The organism is Chryseobacterium sp. SIMBA_029 (genome assembly GCF_046535275.1).
In the GTDB taxonomy this organism is placed as follows: domain Bacteria; phylum Bacteroidota; class Bacteroidia; order Flavobacteriales; family Weeksellaceae; genus Chryseobacterium.
On sequence record NZ_JAWRXA010000001.1, the window covers coordinates 100,644 to 114,902 of the forward strand.

Here is a 14,259-nt window from a genome sequence, read left to right on the forward strand (position 1 = left end):
CAATCTATTTTTTTTCAGAATCAAATGTTTTGATAGAGTCCTGGTATTTCCATTTTCTGTGAGACCACAGGTAATTGTCCGGACGTTTGCGTAACGTATTTTCCAGCAGTTTATGGAATTTTTTTACCACTTCATGTTCTACAAATTTTTCACCGTCAGGAAATATTCTATGATAATTTACCTGGTAATATCCACGTTTCACTTTCTTCATTTCGCAATAGATAAAAGCCAGGTCCATTCTGGTAGCCAGTTTGTCGTACCCGATGAAAGCAGGGGTTCTCTGATTCAGAAATTCTAACCCGTAATTAACGTGAGCGATATGCGGTGTTTGATCTGCTACGAACATATAAGTCGAATCGCCATCGTTTTTTGATCTGAAAATATTGATGATCACTTCATTGGCTTCCAGGGCTTCATTTCCGAATTTATTCCGCACTTTTTTCATCTGGTTTTCCCAGAAATCACTGTTTACCTTTCTGTATACAGGATGGCAGTGCTTTTGGGGAATAATCGCTGCAAATGCATTCATCCATTCCCAATTAAATACATGGCCTGCCAGTAAAATAATGTTTTTACCTTCTCTTTTAGCATCATGAAAAACTTCCTGGTTGATGTGCTGCATTCTCACCCTGGATTCGGTTTCAGAAATGCTGAACGATTTGATCGTTTCTACCAGATAGTCTGAAAAATTCAGGTAGAACTTCTTTCGTATTTCCCGGATCTCTTCGTCAGATTTTTCGGGGAAAGAGTTTTTCAGGTTTTGAGTAATCACTTTTTTCCGGTACCCTACAATATAGTAGTTGAGGAAAAACATAACGTCCGAAAAAATATACAATATTTTAAGCGGAAGTTTGGAGATGAGATATAATATTTTGATCAGGAAATTCATAAAACAGGCAAATTTAGTGATAAAAAAATTACGGTTCTATTTTTGCTGATAATAAGTATTAATTTTTTATTTTTATGGTATGAAAAAATTGTCAATTATAGCTTTCTTAGGATTGAGCACGCTGGCGTTTTCACAAGAGGCACAAAAACCAGCTGAACCCAGAAAAAAAGATAATGCTTTACTGGTAAAAACAGATCCTGCAGAATTGGAGGCGAAGAAAAAAGCTGCAGAAGAAAAGGGGAAATTGCCTAAACCTTATAATCCAAAAGCGGATGCACAGGCAGATATCAATAAATTAGTGGCGCAGGCGAAGAAGGAAGGGAAGAATATTATTATTCAGGCAGGAGGAAACTGGTGTATCTGGTGTCTCCGCTTTAATAATTATGTGCAGACTACTCCTGCACTGAAGAGTATTTTAGATAAGAACTACTTATATTATCACCTTAATTATTCTCCGGAGAATAAAAATGAAAAAGTGTTTTCCAATTATATAAATACGAAAGAGCAGCAAGGGTACCCTTTCTTTATTGTATTAGATAAAGATGGTAAAAAACTTCATGTACAGCAAAGTGATGTTTTGGAAGAAGGAAAAGGATACAGTGAAGAAAAAGTAAAAGAATTTTTCAATACCTGGACTCCTAAGTCATAAACAACAAAAAACCGAGAAATTTCTCGGTTTTTTTATTTATAAAAGTTTCTTGATCCAGCTTAATTTTTTTTCAGAATACGGAGGATATTTAATATTGGGTTCGCCCCAGGTTGTTTTTTCCAGTACGGCTTTCTGATGCGAAAAAGTTTCGAAACCGTATTTTCCATGATAATTTCCAATGCCGGAGTGACCTACACCGCCAAAAGGCAAATAGTCGTTGCTTAAATGCATAATAACATCATTGATGCAGCCTCCACCGAAAGAAAGTTTCTGTAAGAAGTTTTCTTTTTCCTCAGCATTATTGGTGAATAAATAGGCCGAAAGAGGTTTTTCCAGTTCCAGTATTGAGTTAAGGGCTATAGGAAAGCTTGTAAAAGAAATTACCGGAAGAATGGGACCAAAAATTTCTTCCTGCATCACAGCATCCTGCCAATCTACCTGAGTAAGGAGGGTAGGCTCTATATACAGCTGATCCTCATTCCATGTACCGCCATAATATATTTTTTCTTTATCGATAAGCTTAATAAGCCGTTGGAAGTTTCTTTGATTAATGATTCTGGTATATTGTTCAGAACCTGGGCTGTATTGAAATTCTTTAATATAATTTCTCAGCATTTCCAAAAACTGCTCCTGAACGGTTTCTTCAACCAGCAGATAATCCGGAGCTACACAGGTTTGCCCTGCGTTTAAAAATTTTCCCCATACAATTCTTTTGGCTGCCACATTCAGATCGGCATCTTTGGTAACAATCACAGGTGATTTTCCTCCTAATTCTAAGGTTACCGGCGTTAAATGTTCAGCTGCGGCTTTGTAAATAATTTTCCCAACTTTAGTACTTCCGGTGAAAAATATACTGTCAAATTTCAATTGTAAAAGGGCTGTCGTTTCATCAATTCCACCTTCGTAAACATATAGATATTCCGGTGGAAAATTTTCATTAATGAGGGTTGCCATGGCTTTCATGGTATTTTCTGCTATTTCACTTGGCTTAAGAATACAGCAATTTCCAGCGGCCAAAGCTGCAATAATGGGAGATAAAGACAACTGATACGGATAATTCCAGGCACCAATCACCAAAACACAGCCCAAAGGTTCCGGATACAGCCTGCTTTTTCCCAGCTGATTGGCCAGGTTAGTCGTTACTTTTTTAGGTTTTGACAGCGTATTAAGATTTTTCAGATAATAGTCAATATCCTTTAAGACAAAAGAAATTTCTGTGGTAAAAGTGTCAAATTTAGATTTTCCAAAATCTTTATCGATTGCTTCATACAGAAGTTCTTCATTCTGGATGATCAATGATTTTAGCTTTTCTAAATATATTTTCCTGAACTTTATATTTTTAGTCTTCTGACTTTGAAAAAACACTTTTTGGTTTGATAGGACTTCCTGAATATTCATACCGTAAATTTCGGTAGATAAAGCAAATTTTTTGCCTAAAAATTACATAATGTTTCTTATGGCTATTTTTACCGGATGATATAATAGTAAAAGTAAGGCTGTGATTAAAGCCAGCCAGAATAATCCTGTGAATATTTCCATATTGGAAAGCAGCATAGATTGTGCGGCAATTTTAGCCTTAAAAGCTCCGGCAGTCATGGATACTGATTCATTGACAGGCAATTTGGAGATGTTCGCTCCAAATATCTGATTCCATTGGGAGTAGAAAACAGGATTGGTGTCGGTCAATTGAGAACTTATCGTATCAGAATGTTTTAAACTTAATGCCAGCATCAAATTCTGCATTAAAGCATATCCAATGGCCGTCGTCCAGAAACGGGTACTGGTACCTAGTGCGGTGGCATTGGCCACATATTCTTCAGGCATCCCGGAAATCAGGAAGAAAACCAATGGGGTAAATAATAATCCCTGAGCAACTCCCTGTAAAAATAAAGGCGGACAAATGGTTGAAAGGGTAGTATCGGGATAGAAGGTGTACGTAAACCAGGCACAGTCTATAGCAAGAAGGAGAAACCCTGTGAAGAAAACAATTCTTGAAGAGACTCCTTTCATTAAACAAATACCGGATAAAAATACGCCTAAAAGCGTTCCTGCAACATTCCAGTACTGGATATTGATGATGTAATCCCATGGCCATTTCCAGACGGTTGCCATAATACTGTACACATTATTGAGACCTGCACGGATCAAATAAAATATGAAAAACAGGACCATTCCGGCAACAACATTTCTGGAGCTGAACACTTCAAAATGGAAAAGCGGTCGTTTGGAATTTCTCTGTTTCAGCATAAATAAACCTCCTGAAATCAGGAATACAAAAAGGCACATCGTGATGATATCAGATTCAAACCACATCAGCCTTTTTCCATAAATAATAGCATAGGCTCCAGCCTGCAGACAGGCCCACAACAGAAACCAACTTGTAATATCCAGTTGATACAGAGGTTTTTTAGGGAAAAATCTATTTCTGTTGAATAGAACAATACCAATGATTAAAACGAAAATATGAAAGTATAAAATCATTAAAATCATATGACGGAAATCATAATCCTGAATGCTTGATTTTAATAAAGAACTGGTAACGGTACCGCCTGTAAGCATAATGGTGTACATAAACAGGTACGCAATGACTTTGGCATGCTTTGTTTTTAATTCTGCAATAATCAAAGGCAGAAAGATCGCACCTTCCAGCAATCCGAAAATCCCTTCCAGAAACCGGATCACCAGGATAACATGATAATCGTGGGTCACGGATAAAATGTATAAAATAATCACTGAGATGGAAGACATCAGCAGAATATAATATTTGACGCTGAAATAGGCCATAAATCTCGGTAAAACTAAAAGGGTAACCACAAATGTCCCATACATCAAAATCAATAAATATTGGATGTCGTCTGAATCTACATCCATAAAAGAAGATGTGAAAGCGCTGTTAGAGTGTAAAAGCGATAACAACATCAAATGGGGAAACAGTGCCAGTACAAGGAGCGGCAGTTTCAGCCATTGTGGTACCCAATTATAGTAGATGGTATTATGTTGCATAATAGATTGGCAAAAAATAAAAAGCGAAAAGGCTGAAAATCATAAGTGTAAAAAAAGTAAAATGATAAAAATGCTAAAGAAAAAAATGGCAAATTCATGATTTTGCGATTCCGCCTTTTCGCTAAAAAATAATTTAATGGGTAAAATTTGAAAGGGATTTTTCTGCTTCATTAATCTTACTGCTTAATCCCTCCCAAATTTTTAGATTTTTCTGGCGCTTACCAGAACGTTCATTCCGGAAAGCAGCTTTTCATTGTCTTTATTATTATCAAGAATAATTTTCACAGGAAATCTCTGTTCAATTTTCACAAAGTTTCCGGTGGCATTATCTGGTTTGATCAAAGAAAACTGAGATCCTGACGCAGGAGAAACGGATACGATTTTTCCTTTAAATTCCACATTTGGAAAGGCATCAGCGGTGATAATCACGTCCTGTTTCTGATCGATTTCTCCCAATTGAGTTTCCTTATAATTGGCGATGATCCACTTTTCTTTGCTTACGATCTGTACGAGTGCCTGTCCCTCCTTGATTAACTGTCCTTCCTGGATCGTTTTTTTTCCGACCCATCCATCGTAAGGTGCTGTAATGACCGTATAGGAAAGAAATAATTTAGCATTGTTCAAACTTGCAGAACTCTGCTGAATCTGGCTTTTTGCCGGGGCAACTTTCGTTTCCTGTTCGCTGGCGCTGGCTCTTACCGCATTTTTTTGCTGTTCTAATGCTATAAGATTGGCTTTAGCCTGGTCATAAGATGCTTTTACATTTTCAAACTGCTGTTCGGTTGCGGCATCTTCAGCCACCAGATTTTTGTATCTTTTATAATCCTGTTCGGTTCTCCAGATATCGATCTTTGCAGAAGATATTTTAGCATCAATGATCTTCGTATCACTTTCTTTGGTGTTCACGCCGCTTTCAATAGTGGTGATATTTTCAGAAGTTGCGTGCAGATTTGCTTCCGCCATTTTAACCTGATTGACGAATTCTCTGTTGTCTATGACAATCAGTGTATCACCTTTGTGTACAAACTGATTTTCGTTAAATCGTATCGTTTTGATGAACCCTGAAACTTTACTCGAAACAGGCGTAATATATTGCTCGATTTGTGCATCATTAGTCGTAACATTTTTTCGGGAAAAAAGATAAAAACTTACCATCCCCGTGACACCGCTGATAATAAGGATCCAGGCTAATAAAGTAATCGTCTTATTGATTCTTTTTTCCTTTTGTGTTAATTGCTTCTTTGCCATAGTTTTTATAAGTTTCCAATCGTATATTGGAGTTGATAGTATTTCAGTTGTCGGTTTATTTTTACGGAAATTAAATTGGAGCGGGCTTCCAGATAAGCATTATCAGCATCAATAAGCTCAGTAATAAGGCTTAATTTATTCACATACTTCGTTCGTACGATTCTGTAGTTTTCTTTAGCCTGATTGATGGCTTCTTCCGCAATTTTTACTTTTTGGTCGGTTTCTTCGAACTTCTTGAAAGCTTCATACACATGATGTCTTACATTCTCTTCATTTTCTTCGATCTGAAGCTTTGCCAGGTCAATATTTTCCTTGGCTTCCTGCATTTTGTATTTGTTTTTATACAGGCTTTCGATTGGATAGGTAAGGTTGACTCCAACCATTCCCAGACGATAAGCATAAGGCTCCGGGGGAAAGAACATCATATTGGGATATTTCAAAAAATATTCTCCGCCAGCGGTTATTTTAGGTAAATAATTCGCTTTTGTAATTTTTTGGTCCAGCTGTTTTAACGAAAGATTCTTATGTGTAATTTCTACAGATTCATTTTTGTTTAAAGCCGTTTCCGTCAGTTCTTCTATATAAGGAATGGTGGCTTTTTCAGAGATCAGATCTTCCGTGTTGGCATGCATTTCCTGATTTTCAGGAAGAGAAAGAATTGTTTTAAGCTTATGTTCTGCGATTTGGATGTCATTATCCAGTTCTGTCCAGCTCATCGTATGATTGGAAAGCTGTAAAGAAGTTCTCAGTACCTCATTTACGGTAACTACGCCATTGGCTTTTAAGGCTTTTACCTGTTTAATATTCACAGAATCTTCCTTCATCTTTTCATTGATAAGCATTTGCTGCTCTTTTAAATGATGGATCTGGAGAAAAGCCGTAATGATTTCCATACTAAGTTGTCTCTCATCCAAATGGGTCTTTAAAGTAGAGATTTCAGTGTCTATGGCTGCTTTTTTCTCCGTGTTTTTAATTCTTCCTCCCATGTATACAGGGATGGAAGCAGAAAGAGTGAAATCATACATTCCATTGATCACATCGTATTTGGTCGCTTTCCCGAATACACCGTTTTCGTGCTGGAAAAGATTCGTTACCTGATTGTAACTGGTATGAAATTCAATGTCCGGAAGTTTTTCCATAGCAAGGTCTTTTTCTTTGGTTTCGGACATGGCCTGCTTTAAGTGGCTTATCTGAATATTCTTGTTATTCTTTAAACCCAGTTCTATGGCTTGCTGGAGATTGAGATGCTGGTAATCTATCACTTGTGAGGGTAATAAACTACTTATCAATAATAAGCACAACGCTATGCATTGATATCCGCATGCGTTAAATATCATTTTCATAAATAAATTAAAGGTTTTTTGTAGAATTGATTTTGATGTTGCAAAGTTACGATGTGTACGTAGGGACCCGATTTGTGAAAACAGAAAAAGATTTGCTCATTTACGCCAAATCAAAATTTTCTACTTATCTTTAGGATATGAATGACGAACATTTTAAGGCAGTAGAGGAAGAAGATGCCGCATTTTATGTCTATCATGTCCTTACCGGCAATATAAAGACAGATATCCATCATCATAGTTCTGCACAATTAGTGTATGCAGAAGGGGGAATTGTGCATATTTTTGCCGATCTTAAACATTGGTATCTTCCAGCCCGATGCTTTATGTGGATCCCGGCGGGAATGCCGCATTATATATTTACCTCCAGCCCAAAAGTGGATTTATATAATTTTTATTTTAAAAAAGAGGAAGCAGAAGATGGCTTTTTTGATGAAATTGATATTTATTCCGTCAGTCACCTCCTGAGAGAGATGATTTTATACACAAAAGAATGGGATGGGAAAATCACAAAAAATGAAAGCTCTAAGTATTATTTTCTCAAAGCTTTAAAAGGAGTTCTACCCGAAAAAAGAGATAAAAAATTAACGTTTCCTGTTCAGCATCCTTTTCCAAAAGATGAAACCTTATTGAAAATTGCTCAGTATATTCATACGAACCTCGAAAAGCCGCTTAGCATCGAATCTACGGCGAAAGAATTCGGAATGAGTACAAGAACCCTCTCGAGGAAGTTTAAAGAGATTTTAGGCATGAATTATGTCCGTTTTCTTCGGGCGTTAAGAATTACCCGATCATTGGAGCTAATGCTGGAGGAAAAGTACAATATGTACGAGATTGCGATGATGGTAGGGTATAATAGTCTTTCCTCTTTCAGCAATATTTTCAAAAAAGTAATTGGAATTCCACCTACTGAATATCAGCAGCGTTTAAAAGGAGAGCAGTAAGCTTATTACAACGGATAAGAAGGGACTCTTTAATAAGCCTCATAACAAATTTATAGTTCATCATAATGCATAAAAAAACCACTTCAATTGAAGTGGTTAATATGATGTGAGAAAAAATTCTCTTATTGACTAAGCTTCTTCTTCAGTCTTAGCTTCTACTTTTTTAGCAGGAGCCGGAGCTGCAGGAGCAGGAGGTGCATCAGATACAACATCGAATTCGAAGTTGTATTCTACATTTCTGTGTAGTCTAACGATAGATGTTACTTTACCAGTTCTCTTAATAGTGTTCCCGGGAATTTTGATGTATTTCTTGTCTACTTGTACACCAGCTTTAGCTAGAGCAGCAGAAAGATCAGAATTGTTGATAGATCCGAATAATTTATCACCTGTACCTACTTTAGCAGGAATAGAGATAGATGTTTTCTTTAATTGTTCAACGACAGCGTTAGCAGCAGCAATTAATTTAGCTTCTTCTTCTTTTCTCGCTTCCAAAGTAGCTTCTAAAGCAGCTTTGTTTTTAGGAGTTGCCAAAAGAGCAATCCCTTGAGGAAGTAAAAAGTTTCTTGCGTAACCTGGCTTTACGTTTACTGTGTCGAATTCAAGACCTAAATTTTCTACGTCTTTTTTTAAGATAATTTGCATTGTTGTTGTCCTTTTTTAGAATTTAGAAGCTAGATAGTAGATAATAGACATTTAAGTCTGAAATCAGGAATCTGTTAATCTAAATTAAGTTAGAATTAAATATGTATTCAGCAACAAAAGAAGAGGTTGCCCTCTTCTCTCATTTATTTTTTTATAGAATCTTACTTTAATAAATCCGCTACGTACGGCATTAAAGAAAGGTGTCTTGCTCTTTTGATAGCAGCAGAAACTTTTCTTTGGTATTTTAAAGAAGTTCCAGTGTATCTTCTTGGTAAGATCTTACCTTGCTCGTTTACAAACTGTAGTAAGAAATCAGCATCTTTGTAATCTACATGCTTAATTCCAAATTTTTTGAATCTACAATATTTCTTTTCAGATTTTGTATTGATATCAAGTGGAGTAAGGAATTTTACTTCTGATTCTCCTCCAGCTGAGGCTTGTTTAGCCATATCATCTATTGCCATTGTCTTGTCTTTTTTTAAGGATTAATAATTAAGCTTTAGCTGCTTTTACTTTAGTTCTTCTTGTTACAGCGTACTCAATAGCGTGCTTATCAAGTTTTGTAGTAAGGTAACGGATTACTCTTTCGTCACGTTTGAAAGCTAATTCCAAATCAGAAACGATAGTTCCTTCTCCTTTAAACTCGATTAAAGTATAGAATCCGTTCTTTTTTAATTGGATCGGATACGCTAGTTTTTTTAATCCCCAGTTCTCTTTAGCAACGATTTCACAGTTCTTTTCTTTTAAAAGATCTTCAAATTTTTTCACTGCTTCCTCCACCTGAGCATCAGATAGAACGGGAGTTAAAATGAAAACAGTTTCGTAATTGTTCATAATGTTAAATGAATTTGTTAATTATTTCGAGGTGCAAAAGTAGAAATTTTATTTCTAATATGCAATATTACCAAGGATTATTTACGAAAAAAGACCTGTTTTTGCAGGTCTTTTCTATCTTATGGTGAATATAGCTACTTTTTAATCACTTTTACGGATTCTTTTCCGTTTTCAGTTTCTGCAGTTACCATATAAATTCCGTCTGCTAATTGAGCATAAAATCATTTATTTTTAAATGAGAATACTTTTGTTTTATATCTTTTGTCCTAATTCAAAGGGGTTCATTATGATCTTTATTTCTGATCTCGTGTAAAAAATTAACTTTTATAACATCATATAAAGAATGGCGGCTTACCAGGATGGAAGCAATAGAAGAAATCATTCCCGCAAGCATTAGATGAAATATCAACGAATGTCTGTCTGTCATTTCTAATACAATAATCGCCGAAGTAAAGGGAGCCCGTGTAATTCCAGTAAGAAAAGCAACCATACCACCGAGGATAACAACATTGGTCTCATTTTGTGTTAAATGGATCATTCCTGAAATAACAGAGCCTACACTTGCACCCGCTGCAAGAGCAGGGGCGAAAATTCCGCCCGCACCTCCTGAAGTAAAGGAAAGGGCAGGCCCCAGCATCCTTAAAACAGGCACATACCATTCTTCATGTTTATTAGGCGTGAAAAGAACACGCTGCATAATCTCCTTTCCCGAACCTAAGATCTCCCTGTTGACAAAATAAGCAATACAGGCAATGAATAAGGCACAGATAACCAGAAAAATGACATTTGCTCTGTCGGTAGTCAGGTTTTTCTTTTTCCAATTGTTCATAGCAAGCATCATCACGGAAAGCTGGCTCGCTAATATCCCTGAAACTCCGGCCACCAAAATGATCGGGAACATCACCATTAAGGAAACGTCATGGGTTTTGGGATAGCCCAGATACAAATAGGATCCTGCCAATGTTTGAGCTGTTAAGCCTGCGATAATCACTGCTGTAAAGAGTGCGGTCTTAAAATAATTAATGTGGGTCTTTGAAAGTTCTTCCACTGCAAAAACAATTCCGCCGAGCGGGGTATTGAAGGCAGCAGCAAGGCCTGCAGCAGCTCCCGTCATGATCATATTCTTTTTAGATATTTTTGGCCACCAGTCAGGAAGGTATTCATTGACTTTTCTGAAAATGGAACCGGCAATCTGTATGGTGGGGCCTTCACGACCTACAGCGCCACCCCCAATAACCAGAATAACAGATGAGAGGATTTTGAAAAATATGATTTTAAGACTTAAAAGACTTCTTATTTTGGTATGTTCTTTAGGATTGGCAAGTTCTACTGCGGCCATTACCTGAGGAATTCCGCTTCCTTTTGCATAGGGTGCAAATTCTTTAACAAGCCACCAGGAAAGAACAAATCCGATGGGTGCAATCATGAAAATCATCCAGTCATGCCAGTTGAGGATCAGGGCTAAAAGTTTTTCTCCCCATGCGAATATGTTGGCATACATCACGGCAAAAATACCAGTAATCACTGAGCCTATCCAAAAAGGAATGGCTTGAAGCAGGTTGTTCTTCAGCTGCTCGTTCCGGATATTATCAAAGGATTTTTTAAGACCTTTGCGTATGGGATTTAAAATTTTCAACATTGTGTATCGTAATATAGTAGATTAGAGAGCTATTCCAGTTAAATTTTTTCCAAAAAATCTGTTACTGCCAATGCACTATTCACAGAGAGTTCTTTAGCGATTCCGAAAATAAGGATTTCATTTTTTATTTCGAACTGAAAATTTTCATCTGGAAAAGACTGTATTGCCTGTCTTCTATGCGAAGTAAGAAAACCTCTGGTTTTGTTTTCATCTGTACCTAAAACGTAAAAATTTTTGTTGAAATCTTTATCTTCTGTAAAATCTATCGAGAATTTATTGAAAATTCCAGCAATACAATCCATCGTCTTTTTCCTTTTTATGGAAATGTATTCCAGATTTTCATGGAGTTCTTTGATTCCCCAAATCTGTAAAGTATCATATTTATTGCTGCTTACATCTCCTCTGGCAGTGACCCAGATCTTATTGGTAATATATAGGTAAAAAGAATTTGTTTTGTCTTTATGGGTAATATAATAGCAGATTTTTGGAGTAAGCAGTTGGTTTTCATTTTCTGCTTTTATTTTGCTGTAAGGAGATTTTTCAATTTCTGCAACTGAAATACTGTACGTTTGGAACAATCTGTCGTACACTTCAAAAATTAATTTCTCTTGTTCTTTAGAAAAATCAAATAAGTTGGGGGTATAAAGCTTTCTGAAATCCAGTTCCATTGGTGTTGAAAAATAATTGGTCTTAAAATTAATATTATTTATTACAATTCCAAAGCAAAAAAACCTCTGAAAAAATCGAAGGTTTTTATATAAGTTGATCAGTAGTATCTGAATAACTGATTGTTTATTATGATTTATACTTCAGTATTCATATCCCAGTTCTGCAGGTAGTCATGAACATGTTTAAGGAACATTCCACCCAGAGATCCGTCTACCACTCTATGGTCATACGAGTGAGACATGAACATCAACTGACGGATAGCAATTACGTCGCCGTCTTTAGTTTCCAGCACTGCTGGTTTTTTCACAATCGCTCCAATTGCTAAAATAGCAACCTGAGGCTGTGGAATAATAGGAGTACCCATTAAGTTTCCGAAGCTTCCTACGTTAGAAATCGTATAAGTAGCTCCTTGCGTATCTTCTGGTCTTAATTTCTTATTTCTTGCTCTGTAAGCTAGGTCATTAATAGCTTTTGCCAAACCTGAAAGAGAAAGCTGATCTGCATTTTTAATTACAGGAACGATAAGATTTCCATCCGGAAGGGCTGTTGCCATACCGATGTTGATGTTTTTCTTTTTAATGATGTTATCTCCATTGATAGAAACATTGATCATCGGATAATCCTGGATCGCTTTTACAATTGCTTTTACGAAAATAGGCATGAAAGTCAATTTTTCACCTTCACGTTTTTCGAAAATATCTTTATGCTTGTTTCTCCATTTTACCACGTTGGTTACATCAGTTTCAATGAAAGAAGTAACGTGTGGAGCAGTCTGTTTTGCTTTTACCATGTTTTCAGCGATGATCTTTCTCATTCTGTCCATTGGAATGATCTCGTCACCTGCTGCTGTTGATACGGTAGCTGCCGGAGCAGATACTGCAGGTTTTGGAGCAGGAGTCGTTGCTACTGCTGCTTGTGGTGCTGCCTGAGGTTGGTTTCCTCTGTTGGCAACATACGCTAATATATCTTCTTTTGTAATTCTTCCCTCTAAACCGTTTCCTTTGATGGATTGCAGTTCAGTTTCAGAAATATTTTCTTGTTGTGCGATGGATTTTACAAGAGGTGATAAATAAAGGTCTCCTGAAAATTCTACATGTGAAGTAGCGGTAGGCTGTAAAGCTCCTTCAATTGTTTTTAATGTTTCAGCATCCGGAGTTGGAGCCGGAGCCTCTGTTTTTACCTCTTCTGAAGCTGTATTTCCGCCTTCTCCTTCAATTTCTAAAATAGCAATGGCTTCACCAACTTTTGCAACCTCGTCTTTTTGTTTTAAAATTTTAACGATTTTCCCCGAAACTGGTGTCGGAACGTCTGAATCTACCTTATCTGTTGCAATTTCTACTACGGAATCATCCTCTTTTACATTATCACCTTCATTAAATAACCAAGTGATAATTGTCGCTTCCATAACACCTTCTCCCATGGAAGGAAGCAATAATTTGTATTCTGCCATTTTTAATTTTTAGATTTTGACAAATATATAAAAAAAATCGGTTTTTTTATGGAATATATAATCTTAGAAAAATTCAATGTAAATATTTTCCCCAACATTCAATCCGAACAAACTTTTTGCGCCGTTTTTTTTGCTTCCTTTATAGATGGTAAGCTCCAAAAGCTGGCTGTCATTGAAAATTGCTGCAGACTGTCCGTGGTATTCTGTTTCCCTTTCCCAGTCGGAAACCACTTCGGTGTGGCTTGAAAATATTCTGGAAAGACTTAAGTTTCTGAATTTAATGGTGAAATTTTCATAGCCCTTTCCTGCACTTTCGAAAAATTCTTTGTTGATATTCGAGATAATATTTCCGAAATTATCAATATAGGTAACTTCCCCAATAATCATTCTTTCGTTCTCATTATAAACAGGTTTTGGAAATAAAAGCTGCTTAACACTGTCTATTTTTCTTCCGATTACTTCCGGTAATCCACCGTTGGCAAGATGTACGGCTGCAGGCACGAAAACATCGGTTGACGTGAAATCTACCACATCGTCAAACCTGCTGTTAAGAGTGATCTCATAAATTGCTTCGGGTTTTATATCGAAAAAGATCAGGCTTAAAAGGCCATTGTCGGCCGCCAGAAAATAAGATCCATCCGATTTATAAAGAATGTTTTTTCTTGATTTATGGAAAAAACTGTCAACCGATAAAATGTGAATAGCTCCTTTTGGAAAATATTTATAAGCGTTTCTGACAATATAAGAGGTCTGTATGAGGTTGAATGCCTGGATGTCGTGGGTTATATCAACAATATCAACCTCAGGATTCAGCGACAGAATCTTGCCTTTTACAGCGGCAACTCTGTAGTCTAAATTTCCGAAATCTGAAGTAAGGGTAATAATCGACATTTGTAATTTGTAGAATGATAGAAATGCAAATTTATTTAAAATAAAGGGAAATAGAGAGGTT

At 36.5% G+C, this 14,259-nt stretch carries 14 protein-coding genes and 1 pseudogene; 2 read left to right on the forward strand and 13 right to left on the reverse strand.

The genetic code is table 11. From position 1 onward, the window contains the following. Positions 1-4: 4 nt before the first annotated feature. Positions 5-889 (reverse strand): lysophospholipid acyltransferase family protein, encoded by an 885-nt coding sequence (locus SB679_RS00445; RefSeq protein WP_410700282.1) that lies wholly within the window; start codon positions 887-889, stop codon positions 5-7. Positions 890-968: 79 nt separating this feature from the next. Here SB679_RS00445 and SB679_RS00450 point away from each other — a divergent pair, with 79 nt between their 5' ends. Then, positions 969-1,538 carry a thioredoxin family protein gene (locus SB679_RS00450; RefSeq protein ID WP_410700283.1) on the forward strand — a complete coding sequence of 190 codons (570 nt, stop codon included), beginning with the start codon at positions 969-971 and terminating at the stop codon, positions 1,536-1,538. A gap of 36 nt (positions 1,539-1,574) precedes the next feature. On the opposite strand, the gene SB679_RS00455 is transcribed toward SB679_RS00450, so the two are convergent. The 4 genes from SB679_RS00455 to SB679_RS00470 all read right to left on the reverse strand — a co-directional run bounded on the left by SB679_RS00455 (position 1,575) and on the right by SB679_RS00470 (position 7,132). Next, the gene (locus SB679_RS00455; protein WP_410700284.1) at positions 1,575-2,936 is read right to left on the reverse strand and encodes an aldehyde dehydrogenase; all 1,362 of its coding nucleotides are present in this window, start codon (positions 2,934-2,936) and stop codon (positions 1,575-1,577) included. A gap of 42 nt (positions 2,937-2,978) precedes the next feature. Further along, positions 2,979-4,409: a hypothetical protein gene (locus SB679_RS00460; RefSeq protein WP_410700285.1), complete on the reverse strand. Its 1,431-nt coding sequence runs from the start codon at positions 4,407-4,409 to the stop codon at positions 2,979-2,981. A 333-nt stretch (positions 4,410-4,742) separates the two neighbouring features. Beyond that, entirely contained in the window at positions 4,743-5,789 is a 1,047-nt protein-coding gene (locus tag SB679_RS00465) for an HlyD family secretion protein (protein ID WP_410700286.1), read from the reverse strand. Between the two features lie 5 nt (positions 5,790-5,794). Then, a complete protein-coding gene (locus SB679_RS00470; RefSeq protein ID WP_410700287.1) occupies positions 5,795-7,132 on the reverse strand; it encodes a TolC family protein in 1,338 nt (445 codons plus the stop codon). 137 nt (positions 7,133-7,269) lie between these two features. On the opposite strand from SB679_RS00470, the gene SB679_RS00475 reads away from it, so the two are divergent. After that, positions 7,270-8,073: a helix-turn-helix domain-containing protein gene (locus SB679_RS00475; RefSeq protein WP_410700288.1), complete on the forward strand. Its 804-nt coding sequence runs from the start codon at positions 7,270-7,272 to the stop codon at positions 8,071-8,073. 129 nt (positions 8,074-8,202) lie between these two features. On the opposite strand, the gene rplI is transcribed toward SB679_RS00475, so the two are convergent. The 8 genes and pseudogenes from rplI to SB679_RS00515 all read right to left on the reverse strand — a co-directional run bounded on the left by rplI (position 8,203) and on the right by SB679_RS00515 (position 14,198). Next, positions 8,203-8,715 (reverse strand): 50S ribosomal protein L9, encoded by a 513-nt coding sequence (gene rplI / locus SB679_RS00480; protein WP_410700289.1) that lies wholly within the window; start codon positions 8,713-8,715, stop codon positions 8,203-8,205. A 161-nt stretch (positions 8,716-8,876) separates the two neighbouring features. Then, a complete protein-coding gene (rpsR, locus tag SB679_RS00485) occupies positions 8,877-9,179 on the reverse strand; it encodes a 30S ribosomal protein S18 (RefSeq protein ID WP_034711446.1) in 303 nt (100 codons plus the stop codon). A 28-nt stretch (positions 9,180-9,207) separates the two neighbouring features. Continuing rightward, positions 9,208-9,549, reverse strand: coding sequence for a 30S ribosomal protein S6 (gene rpsF, locus SB679_RS00490; RefSeq protein ID WP_410700290.1), 342 nt, complete (start codon positions 9,547-9,549; stop codon positions 9,208-9,210). Between the two features lie 134 nt (positions 9,550-9,683). Then, positions 9,684-9,752, reverse strand: a pseudogene (locus SB679_RS00495) (hypothetical protein); the annotation flags it as partial. Positions 9,753-9,820: 68 nt separating this feature from the next. Next, a complete protein-coding gene (locus SB679_RS00500; RefSeq protein WP_410700291.1) occupies positions 9,821-11,188 on the reverse strand; it encodes a chloride channel protein in 1,368 nt (455 codons plus the stop codon). A 38-nt stretch (positions 11,189-11,226) separates the two neighbouring features. Further along, positions 11,227-11,856: a hypothetical protein gene (locus SB679_RS00505; RefSeq protein ID WP_410700292.1), complete on the reverse strand. Its 630-nt coding sequence runs from the start codon at positions 11,854-11,856 to the stop codon at positions 11,227-11,229. A gap of 134 nt (positions 11,857-11,990) precedes the next feature. Next, on the reverse strand, positions 11,991-13,307 hold the full coding sequence (locus SB679_RS00510) for a dihydrolipoamide acetyltransferase family protein (RefSeq protein WP_410700293.1): 1,317 nt from the start codon (positions 13,305-13,307) through the stop codon (positions 11,991-11,993). A 63-nt stretch (positions 13,308-13,370) separates the two neighbouring features. Continuing rightward, entirely contained in the window at positions 13,371-14,198 is an 828-nt protein-coding gene (locus tag SB679_RS00515) for an S-adenosyl-l-methionine hydroxide adenosyltransferase family protein (protein ID WP_034711436.1), read from the reverse strand. Between the last annotated feature and the right edge of the window lie 61 nt (positions 14,199-14,259).